The 18,491-nt window shown below is 64.5% G+C and carries 15 protein-coding genes; 7 read left to right on the forward strand and 8 right to left on the reverse strand.

What is annotated here, in order from left to right:
- The first annotated feature begins 29 nt into the window (after nt 1–29).
- The 3 genes from F8G81_RS12960 (at nt 30) to F8G81_RS12970 (ending at nt 3,445) form a co-directional block, all read left to right on the forward strand.
- Nucleotides 30–1,586, forward strand: coding sequence for a circularly permuted type 2 ATP-grasp protein (locus F8G81_RS12960; protein ID WP_267275142.1), 1,557 nt, complete (start codon nt 30–32; stop codon nt 1,584–1,586).
- Between the two features lie 84 nt (nt 1,587–1,670).
- Nucleotides 1,671–2,597 (forward strand): alpha-E domain-containing protein, encoded by a 927-nt coding sequence (locus tag F8G81_RS12965; RefSeq protein WP_267275143.1) that lies wholly within the window; start codon nt 1,671–1,673, stop codon nt 2,595–2,597.
- Nucleotides 2,594–3,445, forward strand: coding sequence for a transglutaminase family protein (locus tag F8G81_RS12970; protein ID WP_267275144.1), 852 nt, complete (start codon nt 2,594–2,596; stop codon nt 3,443–3,445). The genes F8G81_RS12965 and F8G81_RS12970 overlap by 4 nt, the downstream gene beginning before the upstream one ends.
- Before the next feature lie 62 nt (nt 3,446–3,507).
- Here the strand turns inward: F8G81_RS12970 and F8G81_RS12975 are convergent, their stop codons facing one another.
- The 3 genes from F8G81_RS12975 to glgC form a co-directional block, all read right to left on the reverse strand.
- Nucleotides 3,508–3,975, reverse strand: a complete 468-nt coding sequence (locus F8G81_RS12975; protein ID WP_267275145.1) for a pyridoxamine 5'-phosphate oxidase family protein — start codon at nt 3,973–3,975, stop codon at nt 3,508–3,510.
- A 110-nt stretch (nt 3,976–4,085) separates the two neighbouring features.
- Nucleotides 4,086–5,537 carry an SDR family NAD(P)-dependent oxidoreductase gene (locus F8G81_RS12980; protein WP_267275146.1) on the reverse strand — a complete coding sequence of 484 codons (1,452 nt, stop codon included), beginning with the start codon at nt 5,535–5,537 and terminating at the stop codon, nt 4,086–4,088.
- Between the two features lie 102 nt (nt 5,538–5,639).
- The gene (glgC, locus tag F8G81_RS12985; RefSeq protein ID WP_267275147.1) at nt 5,640–7,049 is read right to left on the reverse strand and encodes a glucose-1-phosphate adenylyltransferase; all 1,410 of its coding nucleotides are present in this window, start codon (nt 7,047–7,049) and stop codon (nt 5,640–5,642) included.
- 99 nt (nt 7,050–7,148) lie between these two features.
- Here glgC and glgA point away from each other — a divergent pair, with 99 nt between their 5' ends.
- Nucleotides 7,149–8,345: a glycogen synthase gene (glgA, locus tag F8G81_RS12990; protein ID WP_267275148.1), complete on the forward strand. Its 1,197-nt coding sequence runs from the start codon at nt 7,149–7,151 to the stop codon at nt 8,343–8,345.
- Between the two features lie 149 nt (nt 8,346–8,494).
- Here the strand turns inward: glgA and F8G81_RS12995 are convergent, their stop codons facing one another.
- Together F8G81_RS12995 and F8G81_RS13000 are read right to left on the reverse strand one after the other, a co-directional pair.
- Nucleotides 8,495–10,621 carry an acyl-CoA dehydrogenase gene (locus F8G81_RS12995; RefSeq protein ID WP_267275149.1) on the reverse strand — a complete coding sequence of 709 codons (2,127 nt, stop codon included), beginning with the start codon at nt 10,619–10,621 and terminating at the stop codon, nt 8,495–8,497.
- A gap of 114 nt (nt 10,622–10,735) precedes the next feature.
- A complete protein-coding gene (locus tag F8G81_RS13000) occupies nt 10,736–11,428 on the reverse strand; it encodes a TetR/AcrR family transcriptional regulator (protein ID WP_267275150.1) in 693 nt (230 codons plus the stop codon).
- 59 nt (nt 11,429–11,487) lie between these two features.
- Between F8G81_RS13000 and F8G81_RS13005 the strand changes: the two genes are divergently transcribed.
- From F8G81_RS13005 to F8G81_RS13015, 3 genes are read left to right on the forward strand one after another with little or no spacing between them, the layout of a single operon-like run.
- On the forward strand, nt 11,488–12,855 hold the full coding sequence (locus F8G81_RS13005) for an acetyl-CoA C-acetyltransferase (RefSeq protein ID WP_267275151.1): 1,368 nt from the start codon (nt 11,488–11,490) through the stop codon (nt 12,853–12,855).
- Nucleotides 12,856–12,865: 10 nt separating this feature from the next.
- Nucleotides 12,866–14,206, forward strand: a complete 1,341-nt coding sequence (locus F8G81_RS13010; protein ID WP_267275152.1) for a 3-oxoacyl-ACP reductase — start codon at nt 12,866–12,868, stop codon at nt 14,204–14,206.
- The gene (locus F8G81_RS13015; protein ID WP_267275153.1) at nt 14,203–15,126 is read left to right on the forward strand and encodes a MaoC family dehydratase; all 924 of its coding nucleotides are present in this window, start codon (nt 14,203–14,205) and stop codon (nt 15,124–15,126) included. The genes F8G81_RS13010 and F8G81_RS13015 overlap by 4 nt, the downstream gene beginning before the upstream one ends.
- On the opposite strand, the gene F8G81_RS13020 is transcribed toward F8G81_RS13015, so the two are convergent.
- The 3 genes from F8G81_RS13020 to F8G81_RS13030 form a co-directional block, all read right to left on the reverse strand.
- Nucleotides 15,123–16,115: an FUSC family protein gene (locus tag F8G81_RS13020; protein WP_267279209.1), complete on the reverse strand. Its 993-nt coding sequence runs from the start codon at nt 16,113–16,115 to the stop codon at nt 15,123–15,125. The two genes, F8G81_RS13015 and F8G81_RS13020, sit on opposite strands and share 4 nt — an antisense overlap.
- A gap of 152 nt (nt 16,116–16,267) precedes the next feature.
- On the reverse strand, nt 16,268–17,377 hold the full coding sequence (locus tag F8G81_RS13025; protein WP_267275154.1) for a serine hydrolase domain-containing protein: 1,110 nt from the start codon (nt 17,375–17,377) through the stop codon (nt 16,268–16,270).
- Nucleotides 17,378–17,411: 34 nt separating this feature from the next.
- Entirely contained in the window at nt 17,412–18,488 is a 1,077-nt protein-coding gene (locus tag F8G81_RS13030) for a glutathione S-transferase family protein (protein ID WP_267275155.1), read from the reverse strand.
- Nucleotides 18,489–18,491: the final 3 nt, after the last annotated feature.

Here is an 18,491-nt window from a genome sequence, read left to right on the forward strand (position 1 = left end):
TCGAAACAAAAAGATGGTTGGCTAAAGGAATGTCAGACCTATTCCAGGATTACTCCGAGGCCGCCGGGAGAACCGGCGCCTACGACGAGATGTTCACCCCCGGCCAGGAACCCCGTGACTCCTACGGCCAGGTGGCGGATGCCCTGCAGAAGCTGTCCCTCGCCGACGTCAGCGCGCGGGCCGATTCCATGGCGCGGACGTTCCTGGACCGCGGTGTGACCTTCGACTTCGCGGGGGAGGAGCGGCCGTTCCCGCTGGACATCGTTCCCCGCGTAATTCCGGCTGACGAATGGGACGTGCTGGAGGGCGGCGTAGCCCAGCGGGTCCGGGCCCTCGAAGCCTTCCTTGATGACGTTTACGACAAGATGAACGTGGTGGCCGACGGCGTGATTCCCCGCCAGCTGGTCACCACCAGCGCCCACTTCCACCGCCAGGTGCAGGGTTTTGAGCCGGCCGGCGGGGTTCGGGTTCACATCTCGGGCATCGACGTCGTCCGCGATGCCGCCGGCACGTTCCGTGTCCTCGAGGACAACGTCCGGGTCCCCTCCGGCGTGAGCTACGTCCTGGAAAACCGCCGCGCCATGGCCAAGGGCCTGCCGGAGGCGTTCGGCCAGCAACTCATCCGGCCCGTGGAGGAGTACCCCCGCCGGCTGCTGTCCGCCCTGCGAAAGACCGCCCCGTCCGGCGTCGACGATCCTACCGTGGTGGTCCTCACTCCCGGTGTCTTCAACAGCGCCTACTTTGAGCACACCCTCCTGGCCGGCCTGATGGGCGTGGAGCTGGTGGAGGGGCGTGACCTTATCTGCCGCGGCAACCGCGTCTACATGCGTACCACCGCCGGCGAGCAGCGCGTGGACGTGATCTACAAACGGATCGACGACGAATTCCTGGACCCGCTGCAGTTCCGCTCCGATTCCATGCTTGGCTGCCCTGGCCTGGTCAATGCTGCCCGCGCGGGCGGCGTGACCATCGCCAACGCCGTGGGCAACGGAGTGGCAGACGACAAGCTTGTGTACAGCTACGTCCCGGACCTGATCCGCTACTACCTGAACGAGGAACCTGTCATCGCGAACGTTGACACGTTCCGGCTGGAGGAAAAGGAAGCCCGCGAGTACGTCCTGGACAACCTCGCGGAGCTTGTTGTCAAGCCGGTGGACGGGTCCGGCGGCAAGGGCCTGGTGATCGGGCCTGACGCCTCACGGGACGAGCTCGATGCCCTCCGCAAGCGGGTCATCGCCGATCCCCGCGGCTGGATCGCGCAGCCGGTGCTCCAGCTGTCCACCGTGCCTACCCTGAGCGGAGACAAGTTCGGTCCCCGCCACGTGGATCTTCGCCCCTTCGCGGTCAACGACGGCGACAACGTCTGGGTCCTGCCCGGCGGACTCACCAGGGTGGCGCTGAAAGAGGGTTCGCTGATCGTCAACTCCAGCCAGGGCGGCGGATCCAAGGACACCTGGGTCCTGGCCGGTTCACCCCAGGTCCCCGTCGAAACCATTCCGCGGCCGTCCATCACCATCCGGGAGCGTGTCTCCGTCTGGCCAGTGGAGAGCAATTGGCGCGACCGCCAGTCGGAGCAGCAGCAGTGACCCGGAAGCGCGACGCCGCACCGTTGTTCAGAGGTCCCTTTCCAGAAATCACCGAAGTACCGGACGCGCAGGAGGTAGCCGCGAATGCTTAGCCGTATTGCTGAGTCCCTTTTTTGGATCGGACGCTATGTCGAGCGGGCGGACGGTACGGCCCGGATCCTGGATGTGCACCTCGAACGCCTGAACCACCTTCCCATGGACGAACGACGCAGTGTCGCGCAGGAACTCCTCGCTGTGATGGGCGCCCGGCCCGACAGCGCCGACTTCGGACTGCCGGAGCTGCTCCATGCCCTGGCTTATGACAAGACAAGCGCGACGTCCATTGCAGGTTCCCTCGGCGCTGCCCGCGAGAATGCCCGGCGCGCCCGCGAAACAGTGTCGTCCGGCCTGTGGGAAAGCCTCAACACCACCTACTACGGGCTTAGCCAGCACCGTAAGGACGTTGTGGGTACATACCGTTTCTGCAACTGGACACTGGAACGGACCGCCATGGTCAGCGGACTGGCAGACACCACTGTCAGCCATGATGAAAGCTGGCTCTTCCTGGTGCTTGGCCGTTCCCTGGAGCGGGCGGACATGACGGCACGCATGCTCTCCACCCGGGATGTGCTCTCCGCAGGAATGTCCTGGGTCAACATGCTGCGCTGTGCCGGAGCCTACGAATCGTTCCTGCGGACCCGCCGCGCCGCGTTCGGGGACCAGCACGCCGCCGAGTTCCTGCTGCTGGACCGCCTGTTTCCGCGTTCCATCGTCTATGCCCTGCGGGACGCCGACGAATGCCTGGCCAAACTGGACCCCTCGGCCCAGCGCGTGGGCTTCATCAACGACGCCCGCCGCATCGTGGGCCAGGCCAGGACCTTCCTGGAATTCCACCGGACGGATGACCTGATGTCCGAACTGCCCGAGCACATGGAACGCGTGCAGAAGGCCGTTTCGCAGGCCTCCGACGCCATATCCCGTAAGTACTTCAATCAGGCGGACGAACTGGCCTGGGTGGGAGAAGTTTCATGACCCGGCTAAACATCATCCACAGGACCGCGTACAAGTACAACAAGCGGGTCACCCTGTCCTACAACGAGGCCCGGGTGACGCCCCTGACGGACCCCCAGCAGGTGGTCCTCGAATCGGTGCTCAAGGTCTCGCCGTCGCAGGCGGCCGTGAGCAGCTACCGGGACTACTGGGGCACCAGGGTCACAGCCTTTGACATGCAGATGCCGCATGACCACCTTGAGGTGGTTTCCAACAGCACGGTTGAGGTGCACCGCGCGGAAAGGATTCCGTCCGACGCCGACATTGCCGGCTGGGACGTGCTGTCCTCCACGGAGACGCTGAACACGTACAGCGACTGGCTCCCGCAGTCTCAGCTGAGCGGCCCGGGCGCCGAGGTGTTGGGGATCATTCCGGAAGTGGCGGCCGGCAAGAACCCGCATGAGGCGGCCCTGGCCATCTTTGAATGGATGCGCGGCGAAATGACCTATGTGTCAGGCTCCACCGCCGTCACCACCAATGCTGAAGAGGCGTGGGGGCAGCGGCAGGGAGTTTGCCAGGACCTCGCCCACCTTGCCATTGGGGCCTTGCGCAGTTGCGGCATACCGGCGCGTTACGTTTCCGGTTACCTGCATCCGCGGTCGACGGCGGACATTGGCGAAACGGTTGCCGGCCAGTCGCATGCGTGGCTTGAGTGGTGGGACGGCCAATGGCGCAGCTGGGACCCCACCAACCACAAGCCGGCCGGCGATTACCACGTCACGGTGGCCAAGGGCCGGGATTACCGTGACGTACCGCCTTTGAAGGGCATTCTGTCGGGCGGCGGGGGATCGGCGCTGAGTGTCAGCGTGGAGATCACCCGGCTCGCTTAGGATCCCTCTGGCTCCGCCTGACGGGGCGGTCTGGCGGAGCAGCGCCCCGGCACCGGGCTGGCTTACTCCGGGGCCGTCCTGACGGCGCCGCTGAGTTGCGTCCACCAGGTCATGGGTGCGGTGACCTTGAACCGCCGTCCCGTAATGGAGTCCGGGTTTATCCGGATGAAGGCGTCCTTCTTTCCTGCCTGCCACGGGAACAGGTAAAGGGCTGCGGTATCCAGGATGTCCTCTGTGCCCGTGATGACCGCGGCCGGCCCCTTGGCCACAACGCTCCAGGCCAGCCCGCTCACGGCATCTACTCCATCGGCTTCCAATGCCACCTGGGCGCCGCCGGACGCACCGGCCAGTTTGGTTCCTTCGCCGGTGCGGAACACGAGCGTCCCGCCGTCGACCGTGTAGTTAATGGGAAAGATGTCCGGCTGGCCGTTCACCAGGACGGCCAGCCGTCCGACTGAGACTGTCCGCAACAGGTCCCAGCACTCGCGGTGATCCAAACTGTGCACTTCTGACATTGACTCGCTGCTCATGCCGTGAGCCTACGCCACAGTGCCAAGGCAGGACAGTAGGGGCAGGGTCCCGATCCTGTCACCAGTGACTGGGTGCCGATCCTGTCACCAGTGACTGGGTTCGGTCCCCGTTACCAGGGACTGGGCTTATAGTCCTTCAGGAAAACGCCATACTGGTCCTCGCCTTTTTCGCCCATCACAATGGGATCGTAGACGCGCGCGGCTCCGTCAACGAGGTCCAGCGGGGCGTGGAAGCCTTCCTCCATCAGCCGGACCTTGGTGACGTGGGGGCGCTCGTCGGTGATCCAGCCCGTGTCCACCGCGGTCATCAGGATGCCGTCGGATTCCAGCATTTCCTGCGCGCTGGTCCGGGTCATCATGTTCAGCGCCGCCTTGGCCATGTTGGTGTGCGGATGCCCGGGCCCCTTGTAGGCGCGCGAGAACTGGCCTTCCATGGCGGAGACGTTGACGATGTACTTCCGGTGCGCGGTGGATCGCTTCATGGCCGGACGCAGCCGGCTGACCAACAGGAAGGGTGCCGTGACGTTGCAGAGCTGAACTTCCAGCATTTCCAGGGGGTCTACCTCGTCCACCACCTGGGTCCAGCTGTTGATGGCGCCAAGGTCGGGGACGAGTCCACCGGCGTCGATGGCGGTTCCGGACGCAATCCGCTCCAGAGATGCGGAGCCGGTGGACAATGCCAGGGACGTGATGGCATCTCCAGCCAGTACCGGGTGCTCGGTGACGCTGCTGGCCAGCGCGAGGGGGTGCTTGTCATGGGCATGCCCAAACGTCACCAGTTCCGGCCCGCCGCTGCCAGGCTCCAGCGCTGCCGGAAGCGGCTCGTCCTCGGCATCCACCAGCGGCTTATAGGCGTTGCCGGAGCGGCGAACGGTCTGGGCAGCGTTGTTGATGATGATGTCCAGGGGGCCGGCAGCGTCGATCGAGTCGGTCAGGGCCATCACCTGGGAGGGGTCGCGGAGGTCGATGCCAACGATCCGAAGCCGGTGCAGCCATTCGGCGCTGTCTTCCATGGCGGCGAACCGGCGGGCAGCATCCTTGGGGAAACGGGTGGTGATGGTGGTATGCGCACCGTCCCGCAACAGGCGCAGGGCGATGTACATGCCGATTTTTGCCCGTCCGCCGGTCAGGAGGGCGCGCCGGCCCGTGAGGTCGGTGCGGGCGTCACGCTTGGTGTGGCTGAACGCCGCGCACTCGGGGCAGAGCTGGTGGTAGAACGCATCCACCTGGGTGTAGTGCTGCTTGCAGATGTAGCACGGGCGTGAACGGATGAGGTGGCCGGCAACCTTACCGGTGGCAGACGTCTCCAGCTTGTTTCCGCGGGTTTCGTCGTCGATCCGGTCCGGAGCCGCGGTTGCCGTCTGTGCCAGCACCGCCCGGTCGGCTTCGGAAATCAGGTCGCGCTTGGTGACCCGGCGGTGCCGCTTGACGGCCTTGAACATCTTCCCGGTGGCACGGCGCACGGAGACGAAGTCCGGATGTTCCTCGTCGTAGACGTGAATGCTGTTCAAGACCTTGAGGCAGGCCTGGATTTCCTCAGGCGTTAAATCGGGGGAGCTCATTGTACCGATTTTACAGCCTGAAGAACGCCAGCCCGGCCGACGCCCGTCAGGTGCCGGCCCGGGACGGCCCGGCCACGAATGAATGGGTCAGGAACGCCGGGGTCAGGAACGGCGGGCGCCGGGCGAAACCTCCGCTGCCGTTTTTGCGTGGATCTCCGCGGTCTGGTCCACGGATTCCCGCAGGTCAGGATAGTTGGCGGTGGCAGCCTTGACGGCGTTGGGAACCAGGTGCAGGTTCCGGGCCGAGAGGGCAAGCTCTTCCTCGCCAGGTTCCGGCACCTGCTGGCCCTTGGCCAGCACGGTGATTCCTGATTCGGTCACCTTGAAGCCCCTGGCGCGGTCAAGCTCCGGATCCAGCCCAATCGCAGCACCGGCCGGGATCTTGACGTATTTGTCGATGATGGCCCGGTTGATCACGGCGCCCTCGCCGACGTTTACCTTGTCCATCAGCACCGAGTCGATCACGCGACTTCTGGTTCCCACAAAGACGTCGTTGGAAAGCACTGAGCCCTCCACCACGCCGCCGGAAATGACCACGCCGTTGGAAACGATCGAATCCAGCGCCGTTCCGACCGTGTTTTTCTGCCCGCGGACGAACTTTGCCGGCGGGGAAATGGTCTGCCGGGTGTAGATGGGCCACTCGGAGTTGTACAGGTTGAAGACCGGAAGGGGGGAGATGAGGTCCATGTGGGCGTCATAGAAGGAGTCGATGGTGCCGACGTCGCGCCAGTAAGTGCGGTCACGCTCGGTGGAACCGGGGATGTCGTTGAGGGTGAAGTCGTAGACTCCTGCGTCACCCTGGTTAACGAAGTAGGGGATGATGTCCCCGCCCATGTCGTGCTTGGTGTCCAGGCGTTCGGCGTCAACGTGGAGTGCTTCCACCAGGGCGTCGGCGTCGAAGACGTAGTTGCCCATCGATGCCAGGAACTGTGTGGGGTCGGCGGCGAGTCCCGGTGTGGTGGCGGGTTTCTCCACAAAAGCGGCGATCTTTTGCGGGTTTTCCTGGTCCACTTCGATCACACCGAACTGGTCGGCCATGCTCAAGGGCTGGCGCACCGCGGCAACGGTGGCCTTGGCGCCGCTCTTGACGTGCTGGTCAACCATCTGGGCGAAGTCCATGCGGTAGACGTGGTCTGCGCCGACCACCACCACGATGTCGGGATTGGCGTCGTGGATCAGGTTCAGGGACTGGTAGATGGCGTTGGCGCTGCCCAGGAACCAGCTCTTGCCTACACGCTGTTGGGCCGGGACGGATGCCACGTAGTTGCCCAGTTGGGTGGACATCCGCCAGGTCTCGGATATATGTCGGTCAAGGCTGTGCGATTTGTACTGGGTGAGCACAACGATCTGCAGGTAGCGCGAATTCACCAGGTTGGACAGGGCAAAGTCGATCAGGCGGTAGCTGCCGGCAAAGGGCACAGCAGGTTTTGCCCGGTCTGCCGTCAGTGGCATGAGCCGGTTTCCCTCGCCGCCAGCGAGGACAATGGCCAGGACTTTTTTGTTCAACGGCATGTGGTGACTCCTGTACGCCTTCGTAACTCCCCAAACAGTCCGGCATGCCCGGACTCCTTCACACTAGAACAGATACGCGGGAAGGACTACCTTGGAACGGTGCGAATAGACATTGTGACTAAAGAGTTCCCGCCGGAGATCTACGGTGGCGCCGGAGTCCACGTGGCCGAATTGAGCAGGGTGCTGAGTAAGCACGTTGACCTGCAGGTTCGTGCTTTCGGGGCGCCCCGCGATGCCGACTACCACGGTGCCGGGGTGACATCCTATACCGTGCCCGAGGACCTTGGATCCGCTAACGCAGCGGTCCAGACGCTCGGGGTGGATCTGCGGATCGTTCCCGACATCGAGGGCGCAGACGTCGTCCATTCCCACACCTGGTACGCCAACATGGCAGGGCATCTGGCGTCCCTGCTGCATGGCATCCCGCATGTGCTCAGCGCGCACAGCCTTGAACCCTTGAGGCCGTGGAAGGCTGAGCAGCTCGGCGGCGGTTACGCACTGTCTTCCTGGGTGGAAAAGACCGCCTATGAGGCCGCTGCAGCCATCATCGCCGTTTCCGAAGGCATGCGCCAGGACATCCTGCGCAGCTACCCGGATGTTGACCCTGCCAAGGTGCGTGTGGTCCACAACGGCATCGACGTCGACCAGTGGCACCGTGATGAAGGCGAAGACGCCGTTCGCGCCCTGGGCATCGATCCTGAGAAGCCCAGCGTGGTCTTTGTGGGGCGCAACACCCGCCAAAAGGGCGTGCCGTACCTGCTGCGCGCCGCGGCCAAGCTTCCGGCCGATGTTCAGCTGGTGCTGTGCCTCGGGGCGGCGGATACCCCTGAACTCGCCGCCGAGACGGCGCGCCTGATTGAGGAGCTCCAGAGCCAGCGGACAGGTGTGGTCCTCATCGAGCGGATGCTGCCGCGCAAGGAGCTCATCCAGGTTCTGAGCCATGCCACCGCCTTTGCCTGCCCCTCGATCTATGAACCCCTGGGCATCGTGAACCTTGAGGCGATGGCCTGCGGGGCCGCTGTTGTAGCCAGCGCCACGGGAGGGATCCCGGAGGTGGTCAAGCACGGCGAAACTGGCCTGCTGGTTGACATCGAACAGGTCACCGATGGCACGGGCACACCCTTGGATCCGGAGAAGTTCGTCACGGAATTCGCCGCAGCACTCATTGAGGTTGTGTCCGATCCCGAGCGTGCCCGGGCCATGGGACAGGCCGGCCGCCGCCGTGCCGAAGAGCATTTCTCCTGGGAGTCCATCACCGAAACAACCCTTGAGGTATACCGTTCAGTCCTGAACTGACACCCCTGATCCGCGGCCGGTTTGGGGCCGCAGCCTCTTGACCCCGTTCAGCAGGACTAACCCGGTCATCACGACGGCGCCGCTCCCTTCAGTGGGGAGCGGCGCCGTCGTTTTTTGCTGGACCGTCGTTTTTTGCTGGACAGGGGCAGTCAGGCTCCGGACTGGCCCCTGGCTGCCCCGGAGGTGCGGGCAAGCAGCACTTTCTCGTCCACCGGGGCCTGGCCGCTGGCCCGTTGGCTCCTGAAATACGCGCGAGCCTCATCCTGCCGGGTCTTTTCTGCACCGGTGGCGACCGCCGCGCGGATGTGGTCCTGGCTGTAGCCGAACGCCTCCACAAGATCGAGGGCGTGTGGACGGATCTTCACCAGGAGCCGGTTGATGTACTCGCCCACGGTGCGCCCGCGCTGCATGGACAGCCTGCCGTTCATGAGGTACCAGGCCAGGTTCTTCTCAATCAGGGAAAGTCCAAAGAGGTCACGCAACCACGTCAGCACTGTCTTGGTGCCCGGATCCGCGATGTCCTTCAGCGCCTCCGTGAAGGCCTCCCACTGCAGCAGCTCAGCGTGGGCCTGCGCGGCCTCGATCAGCTCGTTCTGGTGCTTGTTGAAGAGTGCGGCCCCTTTGTCGTGGGGCAGCCGGTTGGCTCCGTTGAGGGCGGCACCCACGTCCGCCACCATCGTCTGGACCCGGTCCGTCAGCAGGGCCCGCTGGCCTTCTTCGTCCCTCAAGGCGAGGGCGGCCTTTTGCACTGATCCCGTATCGGCCACAAACTGGGCCACCTGCCGCAGCCCGGTGCGGTGGAGGGCCACGCCCGTCGCCTGGCCCACAACGTAGCGGGCCAGGACGCCAAAATCCACATTCCTGAACTCTTTGGCGTAGTCGGCCAGGAGCCGCTTGGCCACGAGCTGAAGCAGCACCGTGTTGTCACCTTCGAACGTGGCATAGACGTCCAGGTCCGCCCGCAGGGAAGCGAAGCGGTTTTCGATCAGGAAGCCTGCGCCGCCGCAGGCTTCGCGGCACTCCTGCAGTGTATCGAGGGCATGCCAGGTGCTGAGCGGCTTCAGGGCCGCAGCAAGGGTTTCAAGATCCTGCCGGTCTTCGTCGGTGTCGTGGGCGCCGGAAAACACGTCGTCGAACTTCTGGAGCAGCTGCTCATGGGCAAAGCCCGCGGCGTAGGTGGTGGCCAGCCGCGTGAAGAGCCGGCGCTGGTGCCGCTGGTAGTCGAGAAGTACTTCCTCCTCCGTGTGGGACGAGGCGTTGAACTGGCGCCGTTCCGTGGCGTAGCGGATGGCAGCGGTGAGGGCGATCTTGGACGCGGCCACTGCCGCACCATCAAGTGACACCCGTCCCTGGACCAGGGTCCCCAGCATCGTGAAGAAACGGCGGCCGGGGCTGGCAATGGGCGAGCTGTAGGTGCCGTCAACATCCACATTGCCGTACCGGTTGAGAAGATTGGACCGCGGGATGCGGACGTTGGTGAAATGCAGCCGGCCGTTGTCGATGCCGTTAAGGCCGCCCTTCACGCCGTCGTCCTCGCCGCCGATGCCGGGCAGGAACTCTTTGGTCTGAGGATCGCGCAGGTCCACGTAGAAGGCATGCACTCCGTGGTTGACACCTTGGGTGACCAGCTGCGCAAAGACCACTGCGCCGAGTCCATCGATGGCAGCGTTGCCGATGTAGTCCTTCCATGCGGCACGGAACGGCGTATGGACCACGAATTCCTGGGTTCCGGGGTGGTACGTGGCTGTTGTGGCAATGCTGGCGACGTCGGAGCCGTGGCCTGTTTCCGTCATTGCAAAGCAGCCGGGAATATCAAGATTCATGATTCCCGGGAGCCACTTGGCATGGTGTTCCTCAGTGCCAAGGTGCATCACCGCCGAACCAAAAAGGCCCCATTGGACGCCGGCTTTGATCTGCAGGGACGGATCAGCGGTCACCAGCTCCTCGAAGCCCGCGATGTTGCCCCCATGGTCGTCAGAGCCGCCCAGCGCTGTGGGAAAGGCACGGTGAACGGCTTCATTCTCCACGAGGTACTTCAACTGGCCGAACGTTCGGATCCGATGTTCGGTGTGGGGCAGGCCCTCGGTCTTGTGCAGCTCCGGACGGGCGGCCAGGTCCCGCGCCTGCAGACGGATCTCAGCCCATCGGCCCAGGAGCAGCCGGCCAAGGCCTGCAACGTCCACGGCTGGCTGTCCTTGAGCCGGCTTACCGTCCCCCGGGGTGGCGGCGGCAGGCCGGGATCCCCTGCCGGCGGGTCGGTCCACTAGTTCGGTCATGTCAATGTCCTTCGTTGGTTCTGACAGATGGGTTCTGATGAAAGGTTTGGCCGGTTGGTCCGGACGGATGGGGGTTGCACGCCGCGGCGTCACAGTCTGCCTTCCGGCAAGGTCCTACGGTGATTTTGACTGGTCCAGCTCCGGCGCGATCCCCACACACAGCCAGGCGGTGATCTGGCGTGCCATGGCTTCCTGGTCCGGCTTGGAGTCTGAAGCCGGTGTGCTCAACCATTGCTCACCGGCATTGCGGACAAGCCCAATGGCAGCCATGGGCCAATATCCGATCACGGCTTCCTTGCCGTCCCCAAGATGCGTCCGCATCGGAGTGGCGATCATTTCTCCGATGGACTCGAAGAAGTGGCCCAGCGCGCCTGAGATTGCCGCTGCATTTTGCGAAGTGTCTGCGTCAGCGGGGGAGTAACGGGTCACGAAGCTGTAGACATTCGGGCTTGTCTCAGCCATCTGGAGATAGGCGGAAACCATGGCGAACAGGCCCTGGCGCGGGGTCTGGGCACTCTGGGCAGCTTCCCGGATCCGCTGCTGCATCTGGCTCAGGACCACTTCGCCCACGGCCTGCTGAAGGCCCGCCTTATCCCCGAAGTAGCGATAAAAGACTGACTTGGACGTTCCTGCGGCTGCCGCAATTTCCTCCATGGAAGCGTCGCTTCCCAGCGCATGCACAGCCCGCCGCGCAGACTTGATGAGTTCACGGCGGCGGTCCTCGCGGTGGGTCTGCCAACGGGCCGAACGGCCGTCGGCACTGCCAGCGGCAAAGGCCGGAGGGGACACGGGTAGGAGCTTGTTCACGATACTCAGCGTATCAGGTACGCTGAGTATCGGTAACCGACAACCAGAGGAGTCATCTCATGTCCGTCGATGGACAATCCGCAACCGGACCACAGGATTTCAGCACCCCGGCCTCCCCTGGAGCCGGCGTGACCCTTCGCGATGCCGTCATCGTGGGCGGCAACAGAATTCCGTTTGCCCGATCGGGAGGCGCCTACACCAAGTCCTCGAACCAGGACATGCTGACGGCCGCGCTGGAGGGTCTCATCGCCAGGTTCGGCCTCCAGGATGAGCGGATTGGCGAAGTCGCCGCCGGAGCCGTCCTGAAGCACTCCAGGGACTTCAACCTGACCCGCGAGGCTGTCCTCGGCTCCTCATTGTCTGCTGAAACGCCTGCCTACGACGTGCAGCAGGCCTGCGCAACCGGCCTGGAAACCGTCCTGGGCCTCGCCAACAAAATCAAGCTTGGCCAGATTGATTCCGCCATTGCCGGTGGCGTGGATTCTGCGTCAGACGCGCCCATTGCGGTCAGCGAGGGGTTGCGGGCCGTTCTCCTGGACCTCAGCCGCGCCAAGACCCTGCCGCAGCGCCTCCAAGCTTTTAGCCGGCTTCGCCCCAAGGACCTGGCCCCGGACGCGCCAAGCACCGGCGAACCCCGCACCGGCCTGTCAATGGGGGAACACCAGGCGCTGACGACAGCGCAGTGGAACATCACACGCGAGGCACAGGACGAGATCGCGCTGAACAGCCACCGCAACCTGGCGGCTGCCTACGGAGCCGGATTCTTTGACGACCTCCTGACCCCGTACCGGGGGCTGGCGCGGGATTCGAATCTGCGGCCGGATACGACGCTGGAGAAGCTGGCATCGCTGAAGCCTGTTTTCGGAAAGAACCTGGGTGCAGAAGCCACCATGACGGCGGGTAATTCCACCCCGTTGACGGACGGCGCATCGACTGTCCTGCTGGCATCTGCAGAATGGGCAGACGCCCATGACCTGCCCAAGCTGGCGAAGGTAGTGGACGGTGAAGCTGCCGCTGTGGATTTTGTCCACGGCAAGGACGGGCTCCTCATGGCTCCCGCCTTCGCCGTCCCGCGCCTGCTGGCACGCCGCGGACTGACCCTTGATGATTTTGATTTCTTTGAAATCCACGAAGCCTTTGCCGGTACCGTCCTCAGCACGCTTGCGGCGTGGGAGGACGAGGAGTTCGGCAAAACCAGGCTTGGGCTCGACGGGGCGTTTGGCAGTGTCGACCGCAGCAAACTCAACGTCAACGGGTCCTCGCTCGCCGTTGGACACCCCTTTGCCGCTACGGGCGGCCGCATCGCTGCCTCGCTCGCAAAGATGCTGCACGAGAAAGGGACGGTAAACGGCCGGCCTGCCCGCGGGCTCATCTCGGTCTGCGCCGCCGGCGGCCAGGGCGTCGTTGCCATTCTCGAAGCGCTGTAAGGAGCATCGGATGACAGACACATACACCCAACTGGTCAGCCACGGACCGGGCAGGAAGGTCGCCCGGAAGCTCGGCCTTCCCCAGCCGGCGCTGCTGCGCAGGTACCAGCCGGGCCAGCCGCTCATTACCGGACCCATCCTGGTGCAGGGGACAACAAACGGCGCGGACGAGTTGGCCGCCGTCCTGCTCTCCTGGGACCTGGATGTCCGGCGCCACGCGGTGCCCCGCGAAAAACTTGGTGCCATCATTCTTGTCCTGGACGATGTGGCCAGGCCCGAGGACCTCGAAAGACCGGTCCTGGCAGCCGCATCCTCGCTGCGGGACCTCGCCCCGAGCGCCCGCTTCGTCACCGTTTCCCGCCCTGCCAGTGAGGCAGGAACACCTTCCGAGGCGGCGGCCCGCCAGGGGGTTGACGGTTTCCTGCGTTCGCTCGCAAAGGAACTCCGTGCCGGTGCCACGGCCAACGGGATCCTGCTCGCCGGCGAAACAACCGCTGCCAGCCCCGGCAGCGTGGCTGCCCTGGGGTTTTTCCTCTCCGGCCGCTCCGCCTTTGTGGACGGCCAGTTCCTGACGGTTACGACGACGGCGGGCCAACTCCCTGCCGACGTTGAAAGGCCGCTTGCCGGCAAGGTCGCCGTGGTCACCGGTGCAGCGCGTGGAATAGGCGCAGCCATAGCCAGGACCCTCCACCGGGACGGCGCCACACTGGTCCTGGTTGACATACCGGCAGCGGGTGACCATCTGGCAACGGTGGCCAACGAGGTCCGTGGCACTGCCCTTCAGCTGGACATCAGCAGGGATGACGCCGGGCAGCGGATCATCGAGCACGCCGTGCAACGCCACGGGCACCTGGACATAGTGGTCCACAACGCCGGCATTACCAGGGACAAACTGCTGGCCAACATGGATCATTCCCGCTGGAGTTCGGTGATCAACGTCAACATCGCCGCCCAACTGCGGATCAACGAAGCCTTGCTCGCCGCGGAAATCTTCAATGGGTCACCAAGGATTGTGTCGGTGGCGTCAACCAGCGGAATAGCAGGGAACAGGGGGCAGACGAACTATGCGGCATCCAAGGGCGGGGTCATGGGAATGGTTCGTTCCACCGCCCCGCTCATGGCAGCCAAAGGAGGCACAATCAACGCCGTTGCGCCAGGTTTTATCGAAACGGAGATGACAGCCCGCATCCCCTTCGCCATGAGGGAACTGGGCCGGCGGCTCAACTCCCTCCAGCAAGGCGGCGAGCCGACAGACGTCGCCGAGGCCATCGCCTTCCTCGCCAGTGATGCAGCAGGGGGCATCAACGGGGAAGTGCTGCGGGTCTGCGGACAGCACATGGTGGGGGCATGACCACGGCTCAGCCAACGCCTCAACCCGTCATTCTTGGCGAGATGCCCTCGCTCTCCAAGCTCTACGTGAACGCGGCCGCCCAGGCGGCCCGCCGCCGGGTACTGGGAGCAAACAACGGCTCCAGCCTCCCGGACGCCAGCCATGAAGTGCGCGGCGTCATGGCCGACGTCGGCAACCTCACCGCTTACCAGCACCTCATCGGGGAAACAGCCAGCGACGTCCTGCCGGCCGGCTACATCCATGCCCTCGCCTTCCCGGTGGCCATCAGCGTGATGAACCGGGACGACTTCCCGCTGCCCGTCCTGGGCATGATCCATTTGAGCAACTACGTGGAGCAGCGTTCGCCAGTCACGTTCACTGAGCCGCTGGACATTACGGCACGGGTGGCGAACCTGCGCGGACACCGCGCAGGGACACAGCTGGATGTTGTTGCGGAGGTGCGCCGTACTGGCGCCTCGGAGGTCCGCTGGACCGGTGTCTCCACGTACCTTGCCAAGGGCGTGTTCCTGCCCGGAATCGACAAGCCGTCCCCATCCAGCGTCCCCGCGGAGTTCAGGCCACCGGACCCCACTGCGCTCTGGCACCTGGGCGTGGACACGGGGAGATCCTATGCTGCCGTTTCCGGGGATTTTAACCCCATCCACCTCAGCGTCCTCTCGGCTAAGGCATTGGGAATGCGCCGCTCCATCGCCCATGGGATGTACCTCGCCTCAAGGGCACTCGCCGACGTCGGGGCAGTCAAGGGCGATTCCTTCAGCTGGAGCATCGAGTTTGAGGCGCCGGTGTTCCTGCCGGGCCGCGTCGGCCTGCACATCACTTCTGTGGAGGCCGCTGAGGGGGCATGGAAACGGTCGGAGTTCGTAGCCTGGAACCCCCGGTCCGGACGCCGGCACTTCAGCGGCGCTGTGGCAGGGCTCTAAGACGCCGGACGCACGGCCCGGAGAATCCGGTGCAGGCTCAGGAGGATGGACTCGGAGGCGGGCACAGTGCCGGCCTCCGGGGCATTTCCCGATGTCGCCTCCACGCAGGCTTCCACCGCCGATTCCGCCGCCGCGAAGCGCTCCGCCTGGAGTTCAGGATCGCCCTCACGGAACGAGGAAAGCAACATGCCCGTGGCAGTCAGGGCATCGGCCAGGGGGCGGCTGTCCTCCGGAGGAACTGCATACGGCGCGTCCTCCTCCCAGATCACGTCGGACAGGACATCGGTCATGTCCTGGATATGGAATGTCACACGCTCAAGCTCGCGCAGGTTGCGGTAGTCAAGGTCCACGTCGCGCGGATGCAGCTTTCGGCGCGGGTTGGCCCGCCGGCTCATGTCAGCCTCCCGGACCAGGTGGCGGACGGTACGGGCAGCTGAGGCCAGTTCATCCGAGCGTCGGGACCAGTCCTCATGTTCGGGCGGCCAGCTTTCAGTAAGTGCCGATCCCATGTCAGTCAACTGCTTGCCCAGGGCGGCACGGAGTTCGTCAAGGCTCGCCGCTGCAGCGTCAAAATGCAGGGGTGGAAAGACCAGGAAGTTGACGGCGATGCCAACGGCTACTCCGGCGCCCATTTGGAGAAGGTATCCGAAGGAAAAGTCGTCAGGATTGCTGCCGCCCACCAGCAGAACCAGCAGGGCCGCCGTCGGAATCCAGTCGCTGCCGGATCCGATCCGGGGAAGTCCGCCCAGGAGCACTCCAATACCCATTAAGATGGCCACCGAAAGCGGCGAGGGGTCCGTGATGTTGACCAGGAGGAAAGCCAGCCCGATTCCCATGGCCAACCCGATCAGGGTTTGCAGGCCCTGCTTCACCGAGCCAGCCACATTGTGATACATCGCCACCAGAGCCCCCAGCGGCGCGTAGTAGGGGTAGTCCGCCGCCGCCCCGGGCATGAGGGGAGCGACGAGAAAAGCGAGGCCGGCAGCCATCGCAGCCTTGGCGGCAAGCTGCAGGCGCTGTGCTGTAAACGCGGCCGAAAGTCCGGCCGCTGCGTTCTTCAAGAGACGGGTGCCCGTGGTCCACCTGGCTGCCGTCTGGACTTTCGAATTATCCACCGCCCCACACTAGGGCTGGACGCGGGCTAGGACAAGGCGGATGCAGCCTGCCGGACCGCCGCGGCCAGGCGGTGCGCCTTGCCGGGGGTGCGCCCATCCTCCGCACGCCGGGGAACATAGCCAAAGCCAAGCCCGTAGGCAGGGTCGGCAAAACCCAAGGCAGCATTGGCGCCTTCATGGCCAAAGGCACGATGACTCCCGAAATTCCGCGAGGGATGCGGTTTCATAAAGACCACCGCGAACGCGTTATCCAGTCCCGAGGAACGGTCCAGGCCCCAGACCTGTTCCTGCGTCATCACACCGATCGTCCCGGGAGTAAGCAGGGGCGGCTCCCCATCCACGCCCGTTGTAGTTGCAGCGTACAGCCGTGCCATCCCTTCGGCAGATCCGACTCCACCGGCCGCGCTCATGCCGGCGGCCCGGATGGTGCGGTGGTTGGGAAGCTCCATGATGGTGCTGACCGGGGCGTTGCTGTTAAGTCCTTCCAGGCTGAGCGGGTCCACCCACGGCTGCCGGGCGTCAACGTCGTAGAGAACATCCCGGTAGCGCTCCTCCAACTCTTCGGGCAGTCCCAGGAAGAAGTCCACCCCGGAGGGCTTCCTGATGCGGCGGTCATAGAGGTTTTGCAGGGTGTCCCCGGCGACCCGCCTGCACAGCTCTTCCATCAGGATCCCGATGGTCAGGGCGTGGTAGCCAAAGCAGCTGCCCGGGGTCCATTCCGGTTGGGCCGCAGCCAATCGGGCGGCAGCCAACGGAGTAGTGAATTCGTCCAGGGCAAAGCCGCCTTCAACGCCCATCAGGCCGGCCTGGTGTGACAGGGCCGCACGCACCAGGAGCCGCTCCTTGCCGTGAACCCCGAACTCCGGCCAGTAATGGGCCACGGTGCGGTCCAAATCCAGCAGTCCGTCCTGGACCAGCAGGGATATCACCACGGCAGCGACGCCCTTGGAACAGGAGTAGGTGCCTGTCAGGGTATCGGCACTGATCTCCGGGCCGCCTGCCAGGTCCAGCACCTTGATGCCGTTCCGGTACGCCGCCACCTGGGCGCTGTACAGCGGGTCGTCAGCCAGGAAGGACCCGAAAAGATCCAGGACGTCCTCATACCCGGGCGCGGCAAAGCCGTGTGAAATCTGCATGCTCATAGCTTAGGGGGCAGAAAGCGCTTCCCGGTCAAGCTGCGGCGCCGTGCCCCGCAGCGATCTCTTCGCCAGGCCGGACGGGTCCCGGGGGAGTACCGTCGCCAAACGGGCGCCCACCCAGTGACTCCCTGCCATGGGGCTTGAGCCAGCCCGTCAGGTCGGGGCCGTGCGGAACGATCCCGGTGGGATTGATGTCCTCGTGGACGATGTAGTAGTGCTGCTTGATCTGGACGAAATCGATCGTGTCACCAAAGCCCGGAGTCTGGAACAGGTCACGCGCGTATGCCCACAGGGCGGGCATCTCGCTGAGTTTCTGCCGGTTGCATTTGAAATGGCCGTGGTACACAGCGTCGAACCTGGCCAGGGTGGTGAACAGCCGCACGTCGGCCTCCGTAATGGTCTCTCCCACCAGGTACCGCTGCCTTGCCAGGCGCTCTTCAAGCCAGTCCAGGGCTGTCCAAAGCCGAGAGTAGGCGGCGTCGTAGGCCTTCTGTGAACCCGCAAAACCGCAGCGGTAGACGCCGTTGTTCACCTCGGTAAAGACGCGTTTGTTGACGGCGTCAATTTCGGGCCGAAGCTCCTCAGGATAAAGCCGGGGGGCGCCGGGCCGGTGGAATTCGGTCCACTCAGTGGAGAAGTCCAAAGTGATCTGGGGAAAGTTGTTCGTTACCACCGCACCGCTGGCAACATCCACTAAGGCCGGAACGGTGATGCCCCGCGGATACCCTGGGAACCTCGTGAAATAAGCACTTTGAAGCCGCTCAATCCCCAGCACGGGGTCCACGCCACCCGGGTCCAGGTCAAAGGTCCAGGACCGGGCGTCGTGCGTGGGACCCGGCTGGCCCAGGGAGATGGCGTCCTCCAGGCCAAGGAGCCGCCGGACAATAACTGCCCTGTTCGCCCACGGACAGGCCCTTGCGGCAATCAGCCGGTAGCGTCCAGGTTCCACCGGCCAGCCCGGCTCGCCGTTGCTGCCGGAAGAACCGTGGCGCGTGATCCGGTCCTCAATGTAGTTGGTGTCGCGGTTGAATTCGGCGCCCTCCGCTACGTAGGCACCCGTGGTGCTGTGGCCAGCGGACGCTGGAGCGGCCTGTGTTTCCTTGCCCATGGG

The organism is Arthrobacter sp. CDRTa11 (assembly GCF_026427775.1).
GTDB lineage: Bacteria > Actinomycetota > Actinomycetes > Actinomycetales > Micrococcaceae > Arthrobacter.